We start from the raw sequence: 26825 nt of genomic DNA, 5'->3' as shown, positions 1-26825 counted from the left end.
CATCATGATGATCCGATATTTTAAACATAAAAGAAACTACCTGGTGCTGTTACTGTCTGTATGTACCCTGGCCTGTAACAAGCAACTGGATCTGACACCTACAGACACTATCGATCCTTCCAAGGCGTTCCGGACAGTGAAGGACCTGAATGGCGGCCTGTTGGGCGCTTATGGCGAATTGACCAACAATACCATTTATAGTGTGTCACTGGTAACAGACGAATGCAATCTGCCCAGTGAAAACGTTACCGGCGGCGGTGTCGCCAGTTACCGGTGGCAGATAGATCCCAGCAGTACTACCATCACCGCTTCTTTTGGTGAAAACTATGTGGCTATTGACAGGGCAAACCGCGTATTGGCCGCATTGTACCAGGTTACCACCAAGCCGGATGAGGAAATATTGAAAAACCAGTACCACGGCGAGTTGCTGGCATTGCGCGCCTATTGTCATTTTGAACTGCTGCAGAGTTATGCATCAGCATATGAACCCGCTGCTATGGGAATCCCCTACATGGATAGTTCCGTTATCGGTAAGCCTTCCAGGAATACTTTTGGAGAGGTGGTAGCTAAAATAGGAAATGACTTGCAACAGGCTAAAACACTGATCCCTGCTTCTTTTGATGATAATACCCGTATCACTAAGGCCGGCGTTTCCGCTATACAGGCAAGGGTAGCATTATATACCCAGCAATGGGATGATGCCATCACCTTTGCTACGGAAGCCATCAATGCTTTACCACTGGCATCAGCAACGGAATTTCCAAACATATGGAAAGATACAGAAGAAGCAGAAGTGATCTGGAAACTGAAACAGGTAATAGGAAATACACCCATAGGCGATGTTTATTTTAACAGGAATATTGTCCTGTATGCACCTTCTTTTGAACTGATCAATCAATTCGACAAAACGAATGATGTCCGTTATGCTGCTTACATAAGATTTGACAATACAAGAGGAGCCGGTAAATCACAGTACCTGGTCAATAAATATGCCGGTACAAGTGGTAACCCGAATCTCACAGATATCAAACTTTTCAGAACGGGTGAAATGTATCTCATCAGGGCAGAAGCGTTAGCGGAAAAGAGCAAGGTGCCTGATGGTGCCGACGACCTGAATGCTTTGCGCAGCGCCCGGATCAAGGGATATACTTCGCAATCATTTGCCAATAAAGATGCACTGATAACGGCGCTTTATACAGAGCGTTTTAAAGAGCTGGCATTTGAAGGGCATCGCCTGTTTGATCTGCGGAGAAGAGGGATGTCAGTGACACGGGAAACGGCAGACGCTATCAACGCACTGGGCGCTGTACTGTTAAAGCCCGGCGACAAAGGATATGTTTTCCCTATCCCTGATGCGGAAACAAAGGCCAACAAGAATATGAAACAAAATCCGGGGTATTGAAACCAGCAAATTTTAACCTAATTTTTTTCAGATGAAAAGTATTTATGCAGGATGCCTGTTGATAACGGCAACGGCTATATGTTCTATGGGTTGTAATAATGGTGAAGCACAGGTGAATACACATCGTCCTGCTTCAATCGGTATTATAGGTGACACGGCGGATGTGGAAACACCCGTGAAAGGCGGTGTGGCACTGATTGGCGGCGGCGGCAACGTAAACGGCGCTTTCCAGTGGATGCTGGAACGCAGTGGCGGCGGTGATGTGGTGATATTGACGGCATCCAACAGCGCCGGTTATAATGAAGATTTCAACGCGCTTGGTAAAGTAAATTCTGTAGAGACTTTAAACATCACTACGCGCGAACTGGCCAATAATGATACGGTGGCCAATATCATCCGCAATGCGGAATTGCTGTTCATAGCCGGTGGAGATCAATCCAGGTACATGGCGCAGTGGAGAGGTACAAAAGTGAATGCAGCTATTAATTACCTGTTGCAGGAAAAGAAGGCGCCGGTAGGTGGTACCAGCGCCGGTTGCGCTATCCTGAGCGGCATGTATTACAGCGGGGAAGGCGGTAGCGCGGTATCAGATTCCGTGCTGGCCAATCCTTATGATTCGCTGGTAACCTTGTATAACAACGATTTCCTGGAGGCGCCTTATCTGCAAAATGTGATCAGCGATCAGCATTATGTAGCCCGTAAACGGGAGGGCAGACACGTTACTTTTATGAGCAGGATTATAAAAGACTGGAACATCTTTCCCAAAGGCATTGCGGTTGATGAAAAAACAGCGGTATGTATTGATGAGCAGGGAGCTGCAAAAGTTTTTGGTGTGAGCAAAGCTTATTTCATCAGTACGGATTCATTGAAAAAGCCGGAGCTTTGTGTGAAGGACCAGCCATTGCAGTGGAAGGATAATGGCGAGGCGCTGAGAGTGTATGAGGTGCCGGCAACAGCTACCGGCAACGGTAGTTTCCAGGTAGCCGATTTTGATCCTGCGAAAGCGAGCGGCGGCACCTGGTATTGGTGGTGGGTAGAAGATGGTCAGCTGAAGCGGAAAGTAATTTAATCATTCAACAAAATAAGCGGGTATATGAAAGGACGGTTTTGTTATGTTTTCTTCTTTATTTGTTTGATACAGTTATGGCAGCCGGTGGCAGCGCAAAAGGGCGCTTCATCTTATGTGCTGGTGATCCACGGAGGTGCAGGTACCATTCTGAAAAAGAATATGACGCCTGAAAAAGAGGCAGCTTATACAGCCTCTCTGAAAAAGGCGCTGGAAACGGGTTATAAGGTATTACAATCCGGTGGTAGTAGTCTGGATGCGGTAGAAGCTACGGTGCGGGTGCTGGAAGATGACTCACTGTTCAACGCTGGTAAAGGCGCGGTGTTTACACATGACGGGCGGAATGAACTGGATGCTGCTATCATGAATGGTAAAACCCGTGCAGCAGGCGCAGTGGCGGGTGTTACAACCGTGCGTCATCCTGTTAGTGCCGCCAGGGCGGTGATGGAAAAATCTGAACATGTGATGATGGTGGGTCCTGGTGCAGAAAAATTTGCCAAGGAAGCAGGACTGGAAATAGTGGATCCTTCTTATTTCAGAACACAGTCACGCTGGGATGACCTGCAAAAAGTATTGTGGGATGACTCCGTAGCAGCAGCTAAAGCACACGCCTATACGAAACCCGAAAAACTGGGCATCATTAACCACGATTATAAATTCGGTACCGTAGGCGCCGTGGCGCTGGATAAGCAAGGGAACCTGGCAGCGGCTACTTCTACCGGTGGTATGACCAACAAAAAATACGGACGTATCGGCGACTCACCGATTATTGGTGCGGGCACTTATGCCAACAATAAAACGGCGGCCATTTCCTGCACAGGTTGGGGAGAGTTTTATATCCGCAATGTAGTGGCTTATGATTTGTCTGCATTGATGGAGTATAAAGGACTGTCTGTTCAGGCTGCCGGTAATACTGTAATTAAGAAAGTAGGCGATATGGGCGGCGATGGCGGCCTCATTGCATTGGACAGGAACGGACATATGACGATGTCTTTCAACACAGAGGGGATGTACCGGGGTGCTGTTACAAAAGATGGTAAAATTGAAGTACACATCTACAAAAATTAATTTTTGAAATAAATAATAAGGGAGATGAATATTTTTTGATGATAAATATTTATTGAATCCCTTCCTTTTTGTTTTGTCATAACTATGCTCAGAAGGGGAAGAAGACCAGCAGGAAAGCTGCTGCTTCTTCCCCTTATTTTTGTTTATGTCAGGGTAATATCCGGAGGAATGGCATAAAAAGTAATCGCATTTTCTTACTTTAACAGGGCAGACGGGGCATTGAAAACCCTGATCTTAACGGAGAAACAATGTTGCATACAAGTAAAAAACTGATCGTAGTGGTACCTATGCAGGGAACGTTGCTGTTGGATATTGCAGGGCCTTGTGATGTATTTACGATAGCAAATAAAGTGCTGGGAAGCGATCCTTCGCTGCATGCGGGCGGGTATGAAATTCTGCTTGCCGCTCCCGATGCCACAAAAAAAGTGATCACGCAAAGCAGTGTGGAACTACTGTGTCCCTTGCGCGTTACTGAAATAGACCGGCCAATAGACACCTTGCTGATAGCGGGTTTGGGCACCGAGTTCCTGAACAACACCCACCAGGGATTTTATAAGTGGCTGCGTGAAATGTATCCCCGGATGCATCGTGTCGGGTCTGTTTGTATAGGCGCCTATGCGCTGGCGCGGGCGGGTATCCTGGATGGTAAGCGGGCTACCACGCATTGGGAGTTTAGCCAGGACTTCCAGGATACTCATCCGCAGGTGAAGGTAGACACCAATCCCTTTTTTATCCGCGACGGCAACGTATACACTTCCGGTGGCGTTTCTTCGGGAATAGACCTGGCGCTGGCATTGGTAGAAGAAGATTATGGACGCGAAGTGGCAGTGAAAGTTGCGCGCAAACTGGTTTTCTACCTGAAACGGCCGGGATATCAGTCACAGTTCGGCGTACTGCTGGATGAACACAGTCTGACCAATACCGTTGCGGGCAAACTGCGGCCCTGGATGACAGCTCACCTGGATCAGGATCTCAGCGTAGAACAACTGGCGATACACATGAACATGAGCCCGCGGAATTTTGCCCGCGTTTTCCTGAAAGAAAGTGGTCTTACCCCTGCAAAATTTGTGGAGAAGCTCCGCGTGGAAATTGCCAGAAAATACCTGGAAGAAACAGATTTGAGTATGGAGCAGATTGCAGAAAAATGCGGACTTGGTGGGACCGTATCCATGCGGCGTGTATTCCTTCGTCACCTCATGATATCTCCCAGCGATTATCGCCGGACCTTCCGGACTTCCCTTGCAGCAGTACCTGTAATCTGATGGCAGAAATTGTATGTTTTTAGTCATTTGAGACAGGTTTTCCATGTGTTATTTTTGTATCGTAACTAAATTATTAAAGCGATGAAAATAGCCATAAACGGATTCGGACGCATAGGCAGAATGACACTGAGAGCACTCCAGGACAAGAAAGGAGTGGAAGTGGTAGCCATTAATGACCTGATGGGTATTGACATACTCACCCACCTGTTGAAATACGATAGCTCTCATGGTAAATTTCCCGGAACAGTCACACACAACGGGCAATATATCCAGGTGAACGGCAAAGATATATTACTGGTAAGTGAAAGAGATCCCGCCAATCTGCCCTGGAAAAAACTGGGTGTTGATGTAGTGGTAGAATCTACTGGTCGTTTTACACAACGTGAACTGGCGCAAGCACATATCCAGGCAGGCGCAAAAAAAGTACTGATCACCGCACCCGCTACAGGCGATGTAAAAACGGTGGTAGCAGGCGTTAACGAAGATATTATTGCACCGGATGATGAAATTCTTTCTACAGCATCCTGTACCACCAATTGTATTGCTCCCCTGCTTTACCTGCTCGACAAAGAATACGGTATTGAATCAGGATTTATGAGTACCATCCATGCTTTCACCATGGATCAGCTTTTGCAGGACGGTCCGCACAAAGACTTCAGACGGGCACGTGCCGCCACACAATCCATCATCCCTACTACTACCGGTGCAGCAAAAGCCATAGGCGCTGTATTGCCTGCATTAAAAGGAAAGCTCGACGGATTTTCTTACCGCGTACCGGTGATAGATGGTTCTATTGCAGAGCTGTCATTGAACCTGAAAAAAACGGTATCCGCCGCAGCAATCAATGATCTTTTTAAACAACATGCAGCCGGCTCTTTGAAAGGTGTGCTTGAATACACAGAAGAGCAGTTTGTATCCACAGATATTATTGGTAACACGCATTCTGCTATCATGGATGGCACCTTGACCCGTGTGATAGGCAACCTGGTTAAAGTAGTGGCGTGGTATGATAACGAAGTAGGTATCTCAAACAGGATAGCTGAGCTGGCAACAAGACTTTAGAAAAAGGGAAAGAGGGTTCTTTCCCTTTTTTCATTTTTTTTCTTCATGATATTCCTGCTCTGTATTGATAGACCAGATATTTGTTTTGGTAGTAATGCCTTCGCTGATATTATCTACGGCTACCATGGCGGTGAGCATGGAGTGGTCTGAGTTGTTGTATTTATGCATGCCGTTGCGGCCTACGAGGAACATGTTTTCAAAGGTGTCTATATAGTTTCGTACTTCATCAAAACGGCTGTAGGTGCCGAAGTAGGCGGGGTATGTTTTTTCCATTCTGAGTACAGTTGCATCGAGTACGTCTTCCTGTCTTGCGAGGCCGATTTTACAGAGTTCATGTATAGCATTTTGCCGGATTGCTTCATCTGTGAGTTCCCAGAAATCATCGCCTTTATTGCAGAAGTACTCCATACCTACCCAGGTGGTGGTGGGGTCTTTTACCATGAAGGGACTCCAGTTGTTGAACAGTTGTAACCTGCCTACTTTCACGTCTTTTTCCTGTATATAGATCCAGGTATCTTTTAGTGCCAGTGGTTGATGTGTACCTGTTTTGTTATCCTGCCAGCTGAGATTTTTTAGTAAGATACCGATGGTGATAAAATCCCGGTATTGCAGGCCGGCGGCTATTTCCCGGACATCGGGAGGGACATCTGCTTGCAGACCGGCAATCAATTCCTGTACGGGCATAGTAGAAAAGAAATAATCTCCTTCCAGCAGGGAAACCTCCCCGGTGGCGCGGTCTACCGCTTCTATGCCGGTAATGAGATGGCCGGCTGTAAATATTTTCTTTACATCATGTTGCATCAGGATGGTAGCGCCGCGGGCGGTAACCTGGTGTGCTACTTCTTCCCATAACTGGCCGGGCCCGTGTTTGGGATACAGGAATTGTTCAATCAGGCTGGTTTCTACATTTTTTTGTTTGAGATCTTTTGGTTTACCGGCTTCCCAGGCAGATCTGGCGGCGTGCACAATAGCTTTACCGATAGAGATGCCTTTGATGCGTTGCGCGCCCCATTCAGCAGAAATTTCTTTACAGGAAACGCCCCATACTTTTTCTGTATAGTCTTTGAAGAAGAGGTTATACAGTGTTTTCCCAAAATGGTTTACCATGAAGTCTTCCAGCGTTTTTTCCTCTTTTCGTGGAAACAGTTGCGCTTTTAAATATGATACCATGATACTAACGGTGGTGGGTATACCGAGTTTTCGCAGGGTATCAAAAGATAGTTGAATAGGATAGGTAAAAAATTGATGCAGGAAGTAGATGCGCGACAGTCGTTTTCTTACCAGCATGACAAGATCGGGGCTGGGAGCTACCAGTGTGTCTGTGTTGGTATGATTGGTACGTGATGATTTTACTTCCCTGGTTTTTTTCTGATAGCTGATCGTAAATATTTCAGCGGCTTCTTTATCGAGTGGCATCATATTCATCCACCAGTCCATAACGCGGTCTGATTTGGAGAAGAAGCGGTGTCCGCCGATGTCGATGCGGTTACCTTTGTAGTTAACTGTTTTGGAGATACCGCCGATATCTGTACTTTTTTCCAGGATGATTGGGATAACATCTGTGCGTTGGAGTAACTCATAGGCAGCAGTCAGACCGGCGGGGCCCGCGCCAATGATAATAGCTTTCTTTTGCATGAGAGAAAAGAGATTATGTGCGTGAATGGTTATTTGAGGCGCAGGGGATAACAGGTTTCCCCGCGTATACAAGTATAAAATAAGCTACTGAAATGAGACGTCAGCAGGTAGGAAAGGGGGCCTGAAGTGGGGTTGCAATGTTATTTCCGGTGGGGTGTAATCAGAACTTCCATTTATAATAATACACGGGTGCATTTTCTCCTTCGCTGATGGTTACATATCCATCAGCATTTGGTGTGATGGTGATGGCTTCTCCTTGTTTTTCAACCTGGTAAGGCAGTTCTTTGGCGGGTTTTGCCATGGCTTGTTCTACGGTTTCATTTGTATTGCGGTGCCAGTAGTATATCATTGTTAAGGTCTTGATCACAATATGATGACCATCTTTAGAGATATCGCCGGAGGTAACCCAGGTATAGGGGAGCGTGATCAGTTTTTGTAATCCTGTTTTGTCACCATTTTTAAAAAAGAGCTGATCAGTTTTATAGAGGCTTACCTTTTTCTCTCTTTTACTGACGATGTAGATTTTTTTGCCGATGGGGTCAATGAGCATTGTTTCCGCATCGCGGGCGCCATTGGGAAATTGCAGGGAGAGTATATCGGGTGTGATGGTGGTGTCGTTGCCGGGAATTTTGGCCGGTTCTTCAAAACGATAGATGCGGATATTTTTCCGGGCACCGTGATTATCGCCGATATCTCCTACATATACATAGCGTTTACTCTTTACCGGGCCGATGCCTTCTGCGATTTCCTCACAGTCGCGGTTACCGGCGCCTTTTAACTTTATGGTGCTGATGACCTGTGCTTTGTTATTGAGGAGAAATACCTGCGGTTTGTTGCCACTGTCGTTATGTGTCCAGTAACAACCAGGCAGGATAGAGCTGGAAGCAATTCCGGAGGCTTCTGTGAGCTGATCCGAGTTTGTATGGCCCAACATGGCCGGTTTGGCCGATTGGCCAAAGGAGTGGCCTGAAAATAGAATTAAGCTGCCAAAGAGTATCCTGGGTAGTCGCATAGCTTGTAAATTACTGAAAATCAGCAATTATCAGCAAGCATTTTTTTTCAGTTTTTTGCAGATATTTTTGTTTGTTTCAGAAAATGTTATAATTTCGCGGTCCTGAATTGATAATGCCTGATAGTATAACGGTAGTACGACAGACTCTGACTCTGTTTGTCTTGGTTCGAATCCAGGTCAGGCAACTTTCTTTAAAACCCGCTACAATAGCGGGTTTTGTCGTTTTTATATCTCTCCCTCTCTCGTTTTTTTTAAAAAGTTATCAAAAGATTAAACGGTGATCGAAAATTATTCGTTATATGCGCGAATTACCTAATGGGTGCAATTGGCTTTTAGTGTATTAGCATATATAATAAGGATACCTGGTTGCTGCACCGGGATAATACTGCAGTGATGTTCGCATTCAAATTTTAGGGTGTATTTTCGTAAATAATATTTTCGTATCTTATGTCGGATTCCTTATTTCAATGAATGAAAAACACTGGAATGGCCTACATCCTGTTTGATTTTATTCCCATAAATTATTGCTGAACTACGTGGTATGAGCTGTACTTGATAATATTTTTTCACGATTCTACGTTTGGAATTGCTACAACCTAAAAAAAACTATTTTCCCTGAACCTATACAGCAACCCTCGAAAAAACCTGAAGCCTACTACAATGTTTACTAAGAATGTTTCTACAATGAAAAGATTCCCGGCCTGGATACATAGCTTGTGTCATCTTGGTGTGGATAAGGTTGGCCTGGATGATAAATCATCGGTGATAATAATCAATACCCTTGCTATCGTTACCGGCTCAATGGTATTTGGTATTGGCTTGATTTTTTTCTTTTTAACAATGTCTAAACTGTTGTTAGCTGGTGTATTAATAGAAGGCACTGCCTTTTTTAGTCTGCTGCTATTAAATAAACAGGGAAAAAACACCTATGCCACCTTCGGCATGCTATTCATTCACTGTTTTTCAGCGATTTATTTTGGCGCATTGCTCGGGATGGCCATTAGTATAGAATTGGTGGGCGCTTTTCTGATCGCCTTTCTTGTGGGCGGCTCCTTTTTTATTTTCCGGAGAAGGAAAATGGTATTTATTAGTTTGCTCATTACTGCCATATTAATAGCTACCATAGAGGTAAACAACTATTACAGGATCATTGAACCTATTCCCCTGGCTCATCTTAATCTGTTTGTTTTCAGGTGGTTTAGTATTGGAGGAATGCTGGTGCTTATCCTGGCAGTCATGTTATATTATGCAAGGGAAAATGAACACCTGTTTAACTCGCTTAAGAAAGCAGATATTTCAAGGAAAGTGTTTTTGCGCGAGATCAGCCATGATCTCAGAACGCCAATGATCTCTGTACACATGAGTGCCTTAATGCTAAAGAGTACACTTGCCAGGTATGTTTATAAATATCCGGAACTGGCAGAGTTGGAGCAATATCTCAATAAATTAATACCCGCCACCGTATATGGCACCAACATCATTAATAATATCCTGGATCTAAGCAAAATAGAAGCGGGACAACCCAGTGAAATTGTAAATACGTGTTTCCATACCTATACCTGGATAAATGAGGTGAAACGGATACTGGATCCACTGGCGGAAGAAAAAGGGCAACGGATTCTGATTAAATTTAATCGTGCCGAGGTGCCGGCAAAGATTACCACCGATAAGCAGATGCTAAACCAGGTGATTATTAACCTGGTCGCCAACGCGGTAAAGTATGGGGTAGCTGATACTGAAATAATAATAAAGATGGAAGGGAAGCACGATTCCATCAGTATCAGTGTGAGTAACCAGGGACCAGGTATTTCTAAAGAGCATCAGCAATTGATATTTGATCCATTCGTTTCCTCCGATAATCGTACCCAGGGAGGAAATGGGCTTGGTCTGCATATAGTTTCCCAGATAGTCAGGCGCCTGAAAGGAGAAATTATACTGGAAAGTGAGCCAGATCGGGGGTCAACTTTTATGGTAACCATTCCTTGTGTAACGGGCAATGATCCGGAAATATGTAACGGGGTAAGGATCATGGGAACCGATTCATTAAAAGGCAAGAAGATTTTGATAATTGATGACGAAGAAATGATGCATGTTGCCATGAAGATGTTCTTTAAATCGAGTCAGCTGTTTAAAGCCGAAAATGGTAATGAAGGATTAAAAGAGGCCAGGAATATAATACCCGACCTGATAATACTGGACTCCCAGATGCCGGAAATGAATGGTATAGAAACGCTGAAACATATCAGAAGGGATAATGCGCTGCAAGGCATACCCATAATCCTGGCCAGTGCGGATGCTTTTAAGGAAGCAGGAGAGGAATTTATCGCAGCCGGGGCAGATGAATTCATTCGTAAACCGGTAGAATTCACAGAACTAAGATCCGTACTTGAACGATTGGTATAATTTATCTGATAGCGAAATTTAATACTGTTATGAGTTTACTGTAGTATTTCTTATTTTAGGAATACAACCTTTTTATACGCCATGTCAACTCATCGTCAAACAGGATTGTCATTCGTTTTCCATGAGATACATGTACTATGGAAATTCATTAATAACGACATATGGGATACCATCCTGCCTTCCCTCATTGCCTTTTTTACAGCCTGGATATATTGTGAACATTCCTGGAAAGGGTTACCCATGCACCTTCTGTGCTCACTGGTATATGCCTGTCTTTATATTTATACCTTTTGCATGACCAACCAGGTCAATTCTATTGAAGAGGACAGGATCAATAAGCCATACCGGCCCTTACCCACCGGGTTGGTCACAAAAAAAAGCACTTATTACCGGATCATCATCTATAATATGTTGTTTTTGCTGCTGGCATACCGGCTGGAAATATTCTGGATCTCTGTAGGATGGCAGTTGATTACCTATCTGCTGAATGTTTATGGCTGGAGCGATCACTGGATAACTAAGAACCTATTCGGGATGAGCATAGGCACCTTCCTCCTGTTAGCTGCCCAATGGGGGATTGCCTCTCCTGGGGAAGGGGTTTCTTTAAACATTGTATGGTATTTTATATGTATCAGCCTTTGGGCGGGGTTTGCACTTCCCATACAGGATTTCAGGGATGAAAAGGGAGACAGGGAGATGGGTAGAAAAACGCTGCCAATAGCTATTGGAGACAAAAACGGCAGGGTCCTGATGGTCATTCATTACCTTACCCTGTCACCGGCGTTATTTATTGCGGCCATGTTGACACAAATGCCTTTTTTTGAAATTATAAAAACACCAGTTCCCTTAATCATTCTTGTTATCCAGTTACTCGTACATTGGAGTATCGCGATAAGATTGTGGCGGCAACGTTCTCCGGAAAAGGATAACCAAACCTATCATTTATTTGTATACTTATTCTGTGCGGGAGTTCCTGTTATATGTTATATAAATATAACTTAGGGGAGTGGGGAAATTAACATTATGTCGTTTCCTTGGGTGTTAAAGTCGCAACATGATGTCCTTGCCCACCCAAATAGTATTTGATAAGATATCGTCCTTTTACAATGATGAACCCATGTTCAAAATAAACCAGGTCTTTATTAATTTTATTAATGATGACTGTACATTCTGTTTCGTCCTCAGTCCAATAATAATTTTGAATTTCTTTATCACCATTAATATAGGTATGCGGTGATTTTGAACGTGCACTAAATACTAAATTAGTATACCCCCCGTCATCATTTTCTTTAGCATCTTCCACCACAAGAGACGTTTTAGAGAAGGTACTGCCTTCGATGGTTGTGTCGTCTCCCGGGAAAGGATGATTTACGGCATCCATTAAAATATTGAGATTAATAATTTTTTGGTCATTTTCTTCCAGAAACTCAGCAAATGAATCTACCTCGATTTTGTCAATATCATAGGTCGGAACTGTACCTGCCAGATTAACAACAATATTGCTGCCGGAAATATTAGTGTTATTATCTCCATTGGATTCTATATGATGATCATCAACATTGATAGTATCCTTTTCGTTCTTACCGGTAGCTTCCGCTTTTTGGGTATAAAAATAGCCAATAATACAGGCGATGGACGCGAAGAAAATCAGAAGAATGATGAGTCTCAAAATCTGATAGGAATATTTCTGATTTAATCTGCTAAAAATATTTTTCCTGATGATGTCCTTAAAAAGAAAAAAGAGCAAGGTAATCGCTAACCCTGCAATACCGGTATATTTTAGAATTGGCTCTAAATTCATGGGGGATAAGTTTTAGGGTACTTCTATTTGCAAAGTAGTAAATAAAACTTATTTCATAAATAGTTCCTGAACCCCCACTGAAAATGAAAGCAAGGACATTAAATCTAAAATGCATACTTCTGATAGTATCACCTGATACTATCAGAAGTATGTCGCCGCACGGTAAAAGGCTGCTTATTTCGCTATCGCTGCTGCGGGGGCTTTACCCGTTGCCTTTTCAAAAGGAAGTCCAAGTAACCGGGCTATCAGCGGTGCTACATCAGTTACATTCATTTCTTCCACATGACCACCGGTGGTAATACCGGCGCCATAGGCTACAAAGCCGGTCTGTATTTCTTTAAAGTCGGGGTAGTAGCCGTGTGTGCCGCCTTTGGCTGCTTTCACCAGTTCTCCCTTTGTGGCGCCACTAATGGTAACACCCTGGGATGCTGCGATGGCGATGGCCGCATGTGGATCGGCGCCCACGGCATCCAGTTGTTTGCGGTCAATCACCTTAAACATTTGTTGCTGATCAGCCGGCAGTGTTTTTAAAAGTGTTAATACTTTATGGAGCGTCTGTTTGTCTGATGCATCTTTCAGGTGCAGAAATGCGGCGCCTCCCGATGCATGGAACTGTGCTTTCCAGTTGCCTGTTTTCACATCCGTCAGCAGGCCGTTCTGCGCCAGCAATACGTTGGGTGAAAAGGCTTTGTTGATGTCTACAAAGCCATGATCACCGGTAACAATGATCGCCGTATTTTCGTAGATACCTGCACGTTTGAGTGCTTCTATAATAGTACCCAGTGCGCGGTCTGCACCGGCTACGGCTTTCCGTACCAGGAAACCGTCGCGGCCTTCTTCATGCTCAAAGTGATCCGTACAGGCCAGGTGTAACGTCGTGAATGTTGGTTTGTAGGTGGTGATCAGGTAAGCCGACATGCGCGCTACATTTTCATCCATGATCATTTCTTCTTTTTCCATCGCGAAATCAGCGGGCCCTAATTTGCCGGTGGCATTTTCCTGGATTTCCTGCCATAGTGAAGCCGGATTGGCACTGGCCGCCGTAGCTTTCCGCCTGTCCTTATCTTTCCCTACCGGCCATACATCCGGAATATTATAATCGATGGGCGCATCCACCGTTACAGGCCATATAACATTGGCGGAAGTTTTTCCTGCCTTACGCACGGCATCATAGAGTGTGGGCGATTGGACGGAGGCATAGTTAAAATACCAGTAGCCGGTGGCGCCATTCGGCTCAAAGGGTGCGTTGTAATAGATCCCGTGCTGTGCGGGTGTTACACCGGTAATCAGCGACGTATGATTGGGATAGGTGACAGATGGGAATACGCTGTTTACTCCATCTGCATAAGTACCTTTCTCCTTCATCATCCGCAGGTTCACCATTCCCCAGGAGGGATCCATGTAAAAATCAGGCCGGAAGCCATCGATGGTAATGAGTACTACATGAGCAGCCTGCTGCGCAAAGGAAGAAAAACCTATCATTAATAATCCTGCAATGCCTATTATCTTTTTCATGTGATGTGGTTTTCTTTAAAATTAATCCCAGCCTTTATTCTGACCGAGTGCCGGATTCAGTACCGTTTCATTATACGGTATCGGGTATACGTATTTATAGTCTTCCCATTTCCTGACGATATTACTTAACCAGATGAGGTTTCCTTTGGTTCCTTCAGATAATTTTGACTGGTCGTCATCAATAAGGAAATAGTATACACCCGGTACTTTGGTGGCTGGTGTTTTCTTTACAAAGGATACATCCGGTTTGCCATCTTCATTCAAATCCATCAGTGCATCCATGGCGGGCACGTACAGTCCTACATATACATTTTCCAACAACTTGCTCCTGTTCCAGCGGATGAGATCATAAAAGCGGAACCCTTCGAGCGAAAGTTCAATACCCCGCTCCCGGCGGATTTCCAGGATGGCTACATCTGCAATATCCGGAAAATAATTTTTAACCAGGTATTGATCCGCTGTAGCCGGCATGGCAGTTTGCTGCAAACCTGCACGTGCCCTTAATAATTTGACTGTAACATTCCAGTCGGCTTCTGTAAAAGTACCCAGTTCAGCTTTGGCTTCTGCTTCATTCAATAATACTTCTGCATAACGGATGATAGGAATAGAGTTGTAGTTTTCTGCCACACCATCGGTCGCTTTTGAATCGAGCGTGTATTTGATGGGTTGGTAACCTGTATAGGTATACGTAAAGTCAGGCGGCGCCGCAACCCCTTCCCGGCTGTATTTGCCCATACGGATGGTTTGTTGCAGCCGCAGGTCCCGGTTCTTTACTTCTTCATTGAAAGGCAGGTTATCGAAACCTGGTGTGTCGGTAAACCTGCTGCCGTCTGCATTCAGGTAAGTATCGGTAAATGTTTTTATAAAGCTGATCCTGGTACCATAAGTAGCACTGGTGTAATACCAGTTGGCATCATTGAAGATCCGCAGGCTTTTGTTGCATACAAAGGCCAGGATCACTTCATTGGCGTTGGGGGTTTCGCTGATGAACAGGTTACGGTAGTTCATGGCGGCATCTCCGCTGGTATTGAGTGAATACTGTCCGCCTTTTCTCACGGCTTCTGCTGCGGTGGCAGCGGCGTTCAGCCATTCGGTTGCTTTCGGCAGCTGTAGCTCCGGATGATATTTGCGGAAGGTACCCTCAAACAAACATACCCTGGATTTATATGCCAGCGCCACCCAGCGGGTGATCTGGGAACTGCTGTTGTCTTTTGTGGAACGGATGTTTTCGCAGGCGAAATCGAGATCAGCCAGCACACTATCCATCACCATTGTACGTGGGTCGCGGCCTTTATACAGTTCAGGATCATCGATGGTCATGCTTTTACTATACCAGGGCACATCACCGAAACGTTTTACTTTTTCAAAATAAAACATGGCACGGAAAAAACGGGCGATACCGGCGAAATGATTTTTATCTTCCGTAGCTATCTGCGCATTGCCATAACGTTCCAGGAAGTAATTGATATTACGCAGGTTGTCCCAGCTCCAACTGCCTGACTGCGTAGCGTCGTAGGCACCCGGACGGATATACGCATTGGCATCTTTGCCCGCTATATAATCGCTCATTACATCTGCCTTAATAATATCATTACCGGTGGGAAGAATATTATAAAACGAGTTGGCATACAACTGAAGGTCCTGTGTTGTATTAAAGGCATTATCAGGATTCAGCTTATCAAATGGTTTCAGGTTAAGATCCTTTTTACACGATGCCAACACCAGGATCAATAACAGGTAAATATTATTTTTCATTTCAGAAAGAATTAAACATTAAAAAGTTACGCTTACACCTACAGTATATGTTTTCAACATCGGGTAGGACATACCGTTACCCGCTCCAGGGCTCAGTTCAGGATCTGCACCTTCAATTACTTCGGGGTCCAGTGTTTTCATGATCTTATACATAGGTGACCATGTCCAGAGATTCTGACCGGTAAAGTAAAGCCGTGCACTTTGCATTTTTATTCCTGTAAACCAGTTCTGTGGCAGGTTGTATCCTACCGTCATATTTTTCAAACGGATGTAGGCTACGTTCTGCACATATTTGGATTGCTGTACCACCAGCTCTGCATTGGAGTTAAGGGCAGTGTAACCACGGAAGCGCGGGAAATAGGCATCCGGATTACTTTCCGACCAGCGTTGATCAAGGATTTCTGTTGGCATCCAGCTATAAGGACGGTTGTACTGTCCCCAGAATAAAGAGGCGTCTGTACCAGGCCACCAATCTCTTTTTCCAACACCCTGGAAGAAGAAGTTGACGAAGAAATTATTCCAGTTGGCGCCGCCGGTGATACCAAAAGCATAGCGTGGTTCTGTGTTACCGATGATCTGCTGATCTCCCGGATCTTGTAAGGTTCCTTTACCTTTATCAATTTTGCCGTTACCATCCAGGTCTTTAAAACGAATATCTCCCGGCAGCAGGATGTTGTTTCCAGACACTTTGATGAAAGACTGGTCTGCTGCATTTTTGATTTCATCTGCATTCTGGAAGTAACCATCATTTACAAATCCCCACATATCACCTACACGCATACCTTCATAGTAAGTGTTGATCAGCTCATTAGGATTATTAAACCTGGTGATGTAAGATTGATAATCAGATAATACAAAGCCAAAGGAATAACTGAAAGGTTTACTGCCTGCATTGAACTGATCGTTCCAGTTGACAGAGAGTTCCCATCCTTTTGTTTTCAGATCGGCATAGTTGCCTTTTGGTACTGCTGCACCAAATACAGCAGGAACGGGCAGTCCCACGGTAAACATGTTGGTGGTTCTGCGGGTGTATTTATCATACACCACTTTCAGGCGGTTGTCCAAAAAGGCAACGTCCACGCCTATATTAACAGTGGTGGATTTTTCCCAGGTAAGACCATCCGGAATAACGTTGGGCTTTTGGGTATAATCGGGCAACACACCGTTGATAGACCGGGCTAATTTGCCTACAGACATAGTTTCCAGGAACTGGTAAGGGCTTACATTACCATTACCCAATGAACCATAGGATGCCCGCAGTTTGAAATCAGAAACGGCTTTCGGAGAAACTGTCCAGAATTTTTCTTTTGACACGCGCCATCCCGCAGAAGCAGATGGGAAGAAGCCATACTGCTGACTTTCCGGGAATTTTGACGAGCCGTCATAACGGCCGTTTATTTCCAGTAAATATCTTTCATCATAATTATAGTTCAACCGGAAGAAGCCACCGAGTGTACGCCACTCATAGCCACCGCCTGTCAACGTATAGTTGAGGCCATTCATCAGGGAGAAATCGGGCAGACTGGAATTAATTAATCCATCATGCTGATAGTAGCGGGATTTAAAAAGGGTGTTCTCATAGTTATAACCCACCAGTGCTTTGAAGTAGTGTTTGGCAAAACGTTGTTCATAATCCGCGAACAGGTTCATGCCGGTATAACTGGTTCTGTCGTTATCTTCATTCATCTTGCTTTCGCCGCGGGTGAGTGTCTGGCCGGGCATTTTGCTATAAGGAACGGGTGTGTATAAACGTGTTTCAATACTGGAAGTGGATGCATAGGTAAAGTCCCCGTTTATATGCAACCTGTTATCCAGGAAGGAAGTAGAAAAGCGGGAAGTATTACGGAGCAGTTGCTGCGTTTGGTCGGAATAGTTATTACCTGTCAGGAAGCTGCCGAAAACGATGGCGGCATTTTCTGTTAATGAACCATCCGGGTTTTTCATCATCGCTATCGGGAAGGCTTCGTCGGAAATCCTTCTCCACACCGGCGTATTGCTGGGATGATTCAGGATAGGGTAGAAGTAGGTACGTTGGGAAAAGTCGAAACTATTTTCCAGTTTCAGCCAGTCGAAAGGCCGTACGGCACCATTTCCACGCACGTTGTACATTTTGAATTTATCGGGATTATAGCGGAAAATACCACTTTGTGACATATATCTTCCGGAGAGATAATATTCCGATTTGGCATTACCACCGGATACGGAAAGGTTCTGTTCTGTTGACGGGTTCTTATCTGCATACAGTTCCTTGAACCAGTCAGTATTGCCGTAGTATACATAGTTGCCGGTAGTAGGATCGATATCTGTTTTTGGTAAAGAGGGATCATCATTGCGGCGTTTCAGTTCATCCAGGTAGTCCAGTGAAAAAGGGAATACGCTGTTGGCTTTGGCCGGATGTGATTTGTAGTCATTCCATGCATTAAATGCTTCATCAAAGTTTTTGGCCCATTCGTAACCGTTAGTTACGAAATCGGGTTTTACGGTGCGGTCATTCAGCGAATAGTTGCTGGAATAAGTGAGCTGCGTTTTATCTTTGGCCGGATGCTTGGTGGTAATGAGTACCACGCCGAAACTACCGCGTGCGCCGTAGATGGCGGCGGAAGCGGCATCTTTCAGTACAGATACGCTTTCAATATCGTTCGGGTTCAGCAGATCCGGATCGCCGGGTACACCGTCAATCAGTACCAGGGCGCTGCCGCCGGCGCCTATAGAGGTAGTTCCACGCACGTTGTAAGTGGCGCCACGGATAGGCTTACCATCCGTCATGCGGATGTTGAGGTTGGGCAATACGCCCTGTAGTCCCCTGGTAGCACTGGTCATCGGTTTGTTTTCAAATACTTCTTTCCCTACCTGGTCTACTGCACCGGTGAGATTTAATTTCTTTTGTGTACCATAACCTACCACTACTACTTCGCTGAGTGCAGAAGAAGATTCTTTCAGTACCACGTAAATGGATTGCTCCTTTTGCGGGTCCAGATTGGGTTTGGTAATGGTTTGTGTAACGTAGCCTACGTACATAATGGTAAACACGAACGGACCTTGCTGATGTGTATTGTCGAAAATAAATACACCTTGTTCATTGGTGATGGCAAAGCTTTTAATGCTGTCTGCACCACTTTTTAGCTGCACAGATGCACCCGGAATGGGTTGCCCTTTTTCGTCTTCAATCAAACCTTTGATCCAGGTTTTCTTTTGTGCCTGTGCCGGTAACAGGTTGATGGTAGACATAATCAGCAGCATGCAAAGAAATCTGCAACATTGCAGTGTCCACGATGTAGCGGACAAACGGTTAATAGGGGGCAAAGCTCCGCCCTTCACTACCAGGTAGCGATGTGTCATAATGCGCGAATATTTAGTTAGTGATTCTTTTCTATACGGTAACCTGTATGCGTTGACGTTATTCTCAGATCATGCAGCATGGCAATACGATGCAGCACCTGCGCCAGGGAGTCGGTATCGCGTATTACGCCACTGAAGGCGATATCGCGGTATACGGCAGCCTGCACACTTATCTTTATATGGTATCCTTTTTCTATCGTATCAAATACATCAGACAATGGTGTCTGATCAAATGTGGCCGTAAAGCCACGAAGCGATCCCCAGACAATGACCGGCTTCTTTTCCACTATGGGCCGGGTTGCGATCTTTTGTGTACGCAGGTGCGTAATGCCGGTACCTGTTTCGCAGGTAACCAGTTGCCCCGGTGTGAGGTAAATGGTTTTCATCTTCCCCTTCACCATTACTTTACCGGTATGTAACAACACTTTTACTTTATTGCCCGCATTGGTGATGGTAAACGAAGTACCCAATGCGGTGGTAGCCACATCCTGGCTCAGCACTGTAAACGGGGACGGCGCATTTTTCGTGACATTAAAAAAGCCTTTTCCTTTAAGCAGCACTATCCTGTCTTTAGCCCCAAATGGAGTGGCATAGCGCACTTCAGCGCCATTGTACAATGTTACCAGCGATCCATCCGGTAATGCCACATCCCTGTTAATACCATGGGTGTTACGAATGGTGATGGTATCTGCATGTACACTTTCTTTTACGGCTACCTGTTTACGTATATTCCTATCCGTTGTATTAAAGATCCACAGGGAACCCATGGCCATGATTATCGCCGCAGCCGCTGCGAAACGCCAATAATTTATTTTCTTTCCCTTTATACCGACTGCAATAACATGGTATACCTGGTCCACTTCCGTTTGTGTAAAAACAGGTGGGCTAGCTGCCTGCGGCTGGTCGTACCACTGGGCATATTCCGCCGCCTCGGCTTCGGTAGCGGTTCCGTCCAGGTATTTTTCCAGTAAATATTGCAGGCGCGCTGGCGTCATGAAGTGGGTGTTTGCAATACTTATCACTTCAACAGGCATTTACCCCCACTCCATTTTCTGAAAAAGGGTGGAATTCATATTTAGTTAACATTGGGAATATGTTTACCATAACTTAATATGAGGAAACAGCGATAGCCAATATCTTTGCTGGCAAAATCGAAAAGTTATCTTCCTGACTGCTATTCATACATGTGATGGCTTGTGGCAACAAGCAAAGAACGGTGACACTACGGCGTTTGAAGCCCTGTATAGGGCTACGGTGGCAACACTCAGCAACCAGGCCTTCCGTATTCTGAAGGACCGCGAACAAACAAAGGATATTATACAGGATGTATTTATCAGTCTATATATAAAAAGGGATGAACTGCCTGCAGATGTGAATATCAGCGGCTACCTGAGCAATGCGGTGAAGTATAAGGTATCCAATATTTTAAGGGATAGGCTGGTAAAGGAAAATCATCACCAGGTATTGCTAAAGCAGGGACACCAGCAGGAAGCAATTTCACCCACTGCTTTGGAACATAATGAGCTGAAGAAACAGATTGCACAAAGCATCAGTACACTGCCGTATAAGTGCAGGGAAGTGTTTATGCTGAACTACTATGGCAACCTGGGATATAAAGCTATCGCACAGGAAATGGGAATCTCCGTAAAAACAGTGGAAAAACACATGAGCAAGGCGTTACAGGTATTACGCAAAGAGTTGAAAGAAGAATACTACCTGGGTGCATTGTTGCTGGCCGTAAGTATTTGCAACACTATGTAAACATTTACCTTGTTATACTGGCTACTGTAGGGAGAAGAAAGTATTAAAGCGGTATTTTCTCTGCCTGTCTTCCTGGTTTGTGCAGCGACAGCGAATGAATACATTGTATAATAATGAGCTAATATTGTATGTTATTTAAGTAGTAATCTATTTTAACTTTGAACAGGAAGTTGGAGAGAACCCGAAGAATTTTCACTATCAACCAGTTCACGTTATGTATAAAAAGTTATCCTCGTCAACCTGATTCACAGACGCCGGCTATCATGCCATCAGGCGTTGTTTCGTAATAAACACATATCTGTATCGTATCTTATTCTGCCTACCTCTTAAAAGGTGCAGGGGTGTTACTATTCGTTGATAAATTGAATAAGATCGGAAAAGCATTATTATTATAAACTACTTATTCTGGCTTTGTTGGGATTGTTTTACTAGTTAAAAAAACTGATAGCACTTGAGTTTCTACATCATTTTTATTTGACGTACGTGCATAACGTAGCGGTGGGACCCGGTTGTACGTTCAGGAAGCCTTTACAGCGTAGCGGAAGAGGCAGCAATCATACACATCATTTATTGCTTTAAAATAGATGTAGCATAAACAGCTATGTAGCGACGTACGTAATTGCCGACCGTTCCGGCACTGGCGTGACTTCTTATGTAGCCAATATATTCACAGTAGTACTGTGGCGGATGACTGTGTGTATATGAAAAACCAGCAATGAACCCTGATGCCCGGGAGTTATTTCAGCATGAATGCAACCATACTTAATCTATATCTAAATCTAATAACCAAAATCACTTCCGTTATGAAATTGTTTTTAAACTATTGGCTCCTCTTTAATCGGAGGAACAGCTCCCTTGTTTTCAGGGTATGTTCCCGATTATCACTAGTGCTGCTCCTTTTCCCTTTTATACCAGCCAGGGCAGGTATGCATGACCTGGATATCGGGAGAGCGCCTGCTTTTATTGCAAGTTTAGCAGACAAACAAATCTCCGGTGTCGTACAGGATGAAACCGGGGGCGCGGTGGTAGGCGCCACTGTACAGATCAAGGGAACAATGGTTGGTACGATAACAAATGCAAAAGGAGAGTATACATTGAAAGTTCCTGACAATGGTGTACTCGTAATTTCTTCTATCGGGTATGAAACGCGGGAGATGGCTGTGGATAGCAGAACGCGTTATAATATTATATTGAAATTCTCCAAAGAAGGGTTGAACGAAGTAGTGGTAGTAGGTTACGGAACACAAAAGAAAAGTGATCTTACGGGTTCTGTTTCAAGATTAGGCCCCGACAAATTGTTAGATAAACCCGCTTTTAATGTCGGACAGGCATTACAGGGAAAAGTGCCGGGTGTGCAGGTAGTACGCCAGGGAGGCGGTGTTCCGGGAAGTGATCCTATGGTACGTATCCGTGGTACAAACTCCATCAATACAAGCAGTGATCCGTTATTTGTGGTAGATGGAATTGTAGGCGTAAGCAATGCGCTGTCAATTCTGAATCCCGAAGATATCCTGTCAATGGATATCCTGAAAGACGCTTCGGCTACCGCTATTTACGGTGCCCGTGGCGCGAACGGCGTTATTATCATCACTACAAAACGTGGTGTGGAAGGAAAGACCCAGGTCGATTACAATGGCTATGCTACCCTCAACGTATTGCAAAGACATCTGTATACGTTAGATGCTGATCAGCTGATGTACGTGTACGAACAGGCTATGGCAAACGGAGAAAAGTACGGGACTGTTAACAGGGCAAAAGATTTCAGGGGCCCTTACGCATCATCATTATCCTATTCTGAAATGCCATGGCTTTTCGAGAAGGTATCTAAAGACGGCTATCTGCTGGATCTGGTCGGGAAAGATGGTAACTACTATAAACCACGGTTTAATTCAAACTGGGAAGACATGGTTTTCCGCCCCTCCCTTTCCAATAACCATCATGTGGACGTAAGAGGAGGAAATGAAAATGCACGGTTCTCTATGTCGCTGGGTTATTCTGACCAGCAGGGCCTGATGAAAGAATCTTATTTTAAACGTTATACCGGCCGGATCACAGGAGATATGAAAGTGCTGAAATGGCTTGATCTGAGTACACAACTCAGCTTTATAAAGAGCCGGCAGACGGCTGATGATGGTATCACCAGGTCTACTGCAGAGGTGTGGAGTATTTTGCCGGTGAAGTACCCCGATGATCCTGCCACATATGGCACCTATGCCAACAGGTGGGGAACCAACGGTGACTTCAACGTAGGCGAACAATGGTATAATATTATGTTCCGCAGATCGGAAACATCCGGCATCACTGACATCAACCAGGCTACAGGAAGCATTGTGCTGGATGCCCATATTACATCTGATCTCAGCTTTAAAAGCGATTTCTCATTTGATTACTGGGGATCAAAATATAACTATTACGATGGTAAATATTATGGAAGGGATGGTTCAGCCACTATTACTTCTACCGGTAATTTTTACTGGCAGAACCAGGACTATTTCAACTACAATAAAAAAATCGGAGATGATCACACCTTGAATGCCATGGTGGGGCTGGCCTGGTCAAAAAACGTGCGGGATACCCTGGAAGGAAAGAACAGCGTGTTCTTTTCCAACTTTTACAGATGGCATAGTATAGGGGCCGGCGCTGCTACCAGACCGGTACCAACCAGCAGTGACGGGATGAACTCACTCAATTCTTATTTCGCCCGTGTGAATTATGGCTACAAGGGTAAATACCTGTTAACCCTCACCGGCCGTTATGATGGCTCTTCGAAATTCGGCGTCAATTCCAAATATGGTTTCTTTCCTTCCGCCGGTTTGGCCTGGCGGGCATCTGAAGAAAAATTCCTCAAAGAATCAAGGACTGTTTCCAACCTGAAGCTTCGTGCCAGCATTGGCCGCACCGGCAACCAGGAGATCGGCAGCTATGTTACCCAAACTTACGTAGGCGCCTCCGGAGTGGTGCTGGGTGGCACTTCCTACACCGGTATCTATCCTAATTCTGTGGGTAACCAGGATCTCCGTTGGGAAGCAACCAACCAATACGATATTGGGGTAGAACTGGGGTTATTTAAAAGTCGCATTAATCTCGAAGTGGACTATTATCATAAGGTTACAAATGACATGCTGCTGGATGTTCCCCTGCCTTACTCCACCAGTGTGGGAACGGTTAAGAGAAACTATGGCTCCGTACAGAACAAGGGATGGGAATTTTCCATCAATACTGCCAATATCCAGGGCAGGGATTTTACCTGGAATACATCCATTGCTACCAGTTTGAATCAGAACAAGATCATCGGATTAGGCCCCACAGGCACCGATATCTACGTGAGTACCGGCGCTGGTAATGGTACTTCTGTACTGCGGGTAGGATCAGAGATAGGATCCTTCTTTGGCCTTACACGCTTGGGTACATACAGTACTGAAGAAGCTTCGCTGGCTGCCCGTTACGGCATGAAGCCAGGTGACCTGAAATTTTTTGACAAGAATGATGACGGCAAAATTGATCTGATCTCCGATGGAGATATTATCGGTCATGCTTTCCCGAAGGTGCTCATGGGTATTAACAACTATTTCAAGTACAAGAATTTTGATGCCAGCCTGGATATCAGGATTGTAACCGGTCAGGATAAAGCCTTCGTACATGAATCGGCGGAAGACAGGCAATTGGTGTCAGGAGGGCTTAATACAGTGCTTACTGCATGGCGGCCGGATAACCAGCATACCATGATTGCACAGGTGCGGCCAGGTAATGGTGGCGGATATTATCAATCCTATCCTGATGATCATATGATCTATGATGCTTCCTTCATACGTGGTGCGGGCGCTTCACTGGGATATTCATTGTCGGCCGACAGGGTGAAAAAGATGCGACTCCGGAAACTGAGGGTGTACCTGAGTGCGGAGAATTTCTTTCTCATAACAAAAGCGGCTGGCTATGATCCGGAAGGTAGTTCACTGGATAAAAAGTATTCGCTGGTACCCAATATTGACAAGTATCAATATCCTACTCCTTCCTCTTATTCAATCGGTGTTAACGTTGGGTTTTAATTCTAAAATTACTAATCATGGAATATAAATATAAGCATAGTCACACCGGCAGAAAGCTCGTTCTTATCTGCCTTTCCTTATCACTTGTTTTCAGCGGCTGTAAAAAGTTCCTGGATGAAGTTCCCACCGGAACAATGACAGATCAGACGGAGTTTACCAGCGCCGCTGACGGGGCAGCACTGGCTGTTGGTCCTTACCGCTCCCTGGCCCTCTGGGTAGCTACTGCTGCGGATTGGGGCAACTATCTTCCTGCAACCCTCGAATATCCAACGGGCGGTGCATTTACTTCTGATACGCATGTTCAGTTCTGGAAGTTTCAGACCAACCAGGTTTCCGGAGATCTGCTGGATGATTTTAATAACCAGTGGAAGAACTGGTACCAGGGTCAACGCGATTGCAATTTCTCTATTTCAAAGCTGCCCGGTGTAACTGGTATGTCTGAAAGTGACAGATCGAAAGCCCTGGGTGAAACGCGTACATTGAGAGCATTCTATTACTTCTGCCTGGTACGTTATTTTGGAGATGTAGTGATGGATACCGCTATTTTGAAAAATGTGACCGAAGCTGAACAGCCACGTGTTTCCCTGAAAAAGATCTATGATGAGATCATTATTCCCGATCTTGAATTTGCAGTGAACCAAAGTGCGCTGGAAGATAAAAAATCTGCTGATGGCCGCATCACCAAATATGTAGCACGTGCTATTCTGGCCGATGTATATCTCACCTGTGCCGGTTATCCCTACCAGGAAGTGGCTACTGATCCCGCAAAAAAATGGTGTGTAGATGGATTATGGACACAACAGGGTTACCCGGTTAATACACCCAGTGCAAAAACCTTTCTGAAAAAAGCACAGGAGCAACTCAATGTACTGTATGGCAAATACACATTGGGCACCTATGATGATTTGCATGATCCGGCGATGAACAATAAAGGGGAAGCGGTTTTCCAGGCGCAGTTTAAAGATGGGGTAACCGATAACAGCGTAGTGGCAACTTCGTTACCAGGTCTGAGCCATGTGTCTATGTTTGGAGATGAGTATGGAACTTTTATACCGGCCATGGCCTATATTAATTCCTATGATCCTTCAGACAAGCGTATACAGGACCGGCAGATGTTCTACTACTCAGATACAAAATCAACAAAGTATGATCCCAAAGAAGGCGCCGCAGAAGATTTCGGTCGTCCATACCTGTACAAGTATTACGACAAGGTGGCGATAAAATCAAGCGGGCACTCAGGATTGAACTGGACATTTTATCGTTATGCAGATATTGAACTGATGTTGACGGAAGTTAACTGGGCGCTCCGGCAGCTGGGAGAAGGCGTTTCAGACAATGACCTGATCAAAGGTATCAACGATGTGCGGGCCAGGGCAGAACTGCCTGCTTATCGCGCATCCGAGATCAATGCACTGACTATTTTTGGTGAAAGAGCCTGTGAACTGGTTTTCGAGAACAAGATGTTATGGGATCAGCGCCGCACCAGGTTATGTCTCGTATACGGAGACGGGCAGTTTGCAGGTATCAGGAATTTTATCGGCTACAGGCCGTCGGATTTCAGCTTCTCTTTTGCAGCCATGAATCTGCTGTCTCCTGTTGCTGGTCGGGAAATTTCTACCAATGCGCAATGCCTGCAGAATGCGGGGTATCTTCCTAAACAGGCTGGTCAGTAAGTGTATATTTCTAAAATTATTTTCA

General features: G+C 44.9%; 17 protein-coding genes and 1 tRNA gene. 11 read left to right on the top strand and 7 right to left on the bottom strand.

Translation table 11 applies throughout. From position 1 onward, the window contains the following. Positions 1 to 4: 4 nt before the first annotated feature. The 5 genes from ABQ275_RS18970 to gap all read left to right on the top strand — a co-directional run bounded on the left by ABQ275_RS18970 (position 5) and on the right by gap (position 5860). Positions 5 to 1402, top strand: coding sequence for a RagB/SusD family nutrient uptake outer membrane protein (locus ABQ275_RS18970; protein ID WP_349314735.1), 1398 nt, complete (start codon positions 5 to 7; stop codon positions 1400 to 1402). A 31-nt stretch (positions 1403 to 1433) separates the two neighbouring features. Further along, positions 1434 to 2471, top strand: coding sequence for a cyanophycinase (locus ABQ275_RS18965; RefSeq protein ID WP_349314734.1), 1038 nt, complete (start codon positions 1434 to 1436; stop codon positions 2469 to 2471). 24 nt (positions 2472 to 2495) lie between these two features. Continuing rightward, positions 2496 to 3536, top strand: coding sequence for an isoaspartyl peptidase/L-asparaginase (locus tag ABQ275_RS18960; protein WP_349314733.1), 1041 nt, complete (start codon positions 2496 to 2498; stop codon positions 3534 to 3536). Between the two features lie 248 nt (positions 3537 to 3784). Further along, the gene (locus tag ABQ275_RS18955) at positions 3785 to 4798 is read left to right on the top strand and encodes a GlxA family transcriptional regulator (RefSeq protein ID WP_349314732.1); all 1014 of its coding nucleotides are present in this window, start codon (positions 3785 to 3787) and stop codon (positions 4796 to 4798) included. 81 nt (positions 4799 to 4879) lie between these two features. Next, the gene (gene gap / locus ABQ275_RS18950; RefSeq protein WP_349314731.1) at positions 4880 to 5860 is read left to right on the top strand and encodes a type I glyceraldehyde-3-phosphate dehydrogenase; all 981 of its coding nucleotides are present in this window, start codon (positions 4880 to 4882) and stop codon (positions 5858 to 5860) included. 30 nt (positions 5861 to 5890) lie between these two features. On the opposite strand, the gene ABQ275_RS18945 is transcribed toward gap, so the two are convergent. Then, positions 5891 to 7495: an NAD(P)/FAD-dependent oxidoreductase gene (locus ABQ275_RS18945; RefSeq protein ID WP_349314730.1), complete on the bottom strand. Its 1605-nt coding sequence runs from the start codon at positions 7493 to 7495 to the stop codon at positions 5891 to 5893. A gap of 160 nt (positions 7496 to 7655) precedes the next feature. Next, positions 7656 to 8507: a hypothetical protein gene (locus ABQ275_RS18940; protein ID WP_349314729.1), complete on the bottom strand. Its 852-nt coding sequence runs from the start codon at positions 8505 to 8507 to the stop codon at positions 7656 to 7658. Positions 8508 to 8621: 114 nt separating this feature from the next. Between ABQ275_RS18940 and ABQ275_RS18935 the strand changes: the two genes are divergently transcribed. From ABQ275_RS18935 to ABQ275_RS18925, 3 genes are all read left to right on the top strand, one after another. Next, positions 8622 to 8692: transfer RNA gene (locus ABQ275_RS18935), tRNA-Gln, on the top strand. A gap of 499 nt (positions 8693 to 9191) precedes the next feature. Next, the gene (locus tag ABQ275_RS18930; protein WP_349314728.1) at positions 9192 to 10910 is read left to right on the top strand and encodes a hybrid sensor histidine kinase/response regulator; all 1719 of its coding nucleotides are present in this window, start codon (positions 9192 to 9194) and stop codon (positions 10908 to 10910) included. A gap of 81 nt (positions 10911 to 10991) precedes the next feature. After that, entirely contained in the window at positions 10992 to 11912 is a 921-nt protein-coding gene (locus tag ABQ275_RS18925) for a UbiA family prenyltransferase (protein ID WP_349314727.1), read from the top strand. Between the two features lie 19 nt (positions 11913 to 11931). Here ABQ275_RS18925 and ABQ275_RS18920 read toward each other — a convergent pair whose 3' ends face one another. The 5 genes from ABQ275_RS18920 to ABQ275_RS18900 all read right to left on the bottom strand — a co-directional run bounded on the left by ABQ275_RS18920 (position 11932) and on the right by ABQ275_RS18900 (position 20315). Next, positions 11932 to 12711, bottom strand: a complete 780-nt coding sequence (locus tag ABQ275_RS18920) for a hypothetical protein (RefSeq protein ID WP_349314726.1) — start codon at positions 12709 to 12711, stop codon at positions 11932 to 11934. 174 nt (positions 12712 to 12885) lie between these two features. After that, the gene (locus ABQ275_RS18915; protein ID WP_349314725.1) at positions 12886 to 14226 is read right to left on the bottom strand and encodes an ectonucleotide pyrophosphatase/phosphodiesterase; all 1341 of its coding nucleotides are present in this window, start codon (positions 14224 to 14226) and stop codon (positions 12886 to 12888) included. A 21-nt stretch (positions 14227 to 14247) separates the two neighbouring features. Next, entirely contained in the window at positions 14248 to 15981 is a 1734-nt protein-coding gene (locus ABQ275_RS18910) for a RagB/SusD family nutrient uptake outer membrane protein (RefSeq protein WP_349314724.1), read from the bottom strand. A gap of 18 nt (positions 15982 to 15999) precedes the next feature. After that, complete coding sequence (locus tag ABQ275_RS18905) at positions 16000 to 19320, bottom strand: TonB-dependent receptor (protein ID WP_349314723.1); 3321 nt, start codon at positions 19318 to 19320, stop codon at positions 16000 to 16002. A 17-nt stretch (positions 19321 to 19337) separates the two neighbouring features. Then, complete coding sequence (locus ABQ275_RS18900) at positions 19338 to 20315, bottom strand: FecR domain-containing protein (protein WP_349314722.1); 978 nt, start codon at positions 20313 to 20315, stop codon at positions 19338 to 19340. A 199-nt stretch (positions 20316 to 20514) separates the two neighbouring features. On the opposite strand from ABQ275_RS18900, the gene ABQ275_RS18895 reads away from it, so the two are divergent. From ABQ275_RS18895 to ABQ275_RS18885, 3 genes are all read left to right on the top strand, one after another. Then, positions 20515 to 21081, top strand: a complete 567-nt coding sequence (locus tag ABQ275_RS18895) for an RNA polymerase sigma-70 factor (RefSeq protein WP_349314721.1) — start codon at positions 20515 to 20517, stop codon at positions 21079 to 21081. Positions 21082 to 21884: 803 nt separating this feature from the next. Beyond that, positions 21885 to 25127: a TonB-dependent receptor gene (locus ABQ275_RS18890; RefSeq protein WP_349314720.1), complete on the top strand. Its 3243-nt coding sequence runs from the start codon at positions 21885 to 21887 to the stop codon at positions 25125 to 25127. A gap of 17 nt (positions 25128 to 25144) precedes the next feature. After that, the gene (locus tag ABQ275_RS18885) at positions 25145 to 26800 is read left to right on the top strand and encodes a RagB/SusD family nutrient uptake outer membrane protein (protein ID WP_349314719.1); all 1656 of its coding nucleotides are present in this window, start codon (positions 25145 to 25147) and stop codon (positions 26798 to 26800) included. Positions 26801 to 26825 lie beyond the last annotated feature (25 nt).

The sequence above is a fragment of the Chitinophaga sp. MM2321 genome (assembly GCF_964033635.1).
GTDB lineage: Bacteria > Bacteroidota > Bacteroidia > Chitinophagales > Chitinophagaceae > Chitinophaga.
This window is presented reverse-complemented; position numbering and strand designations above follow the sequence as displayed.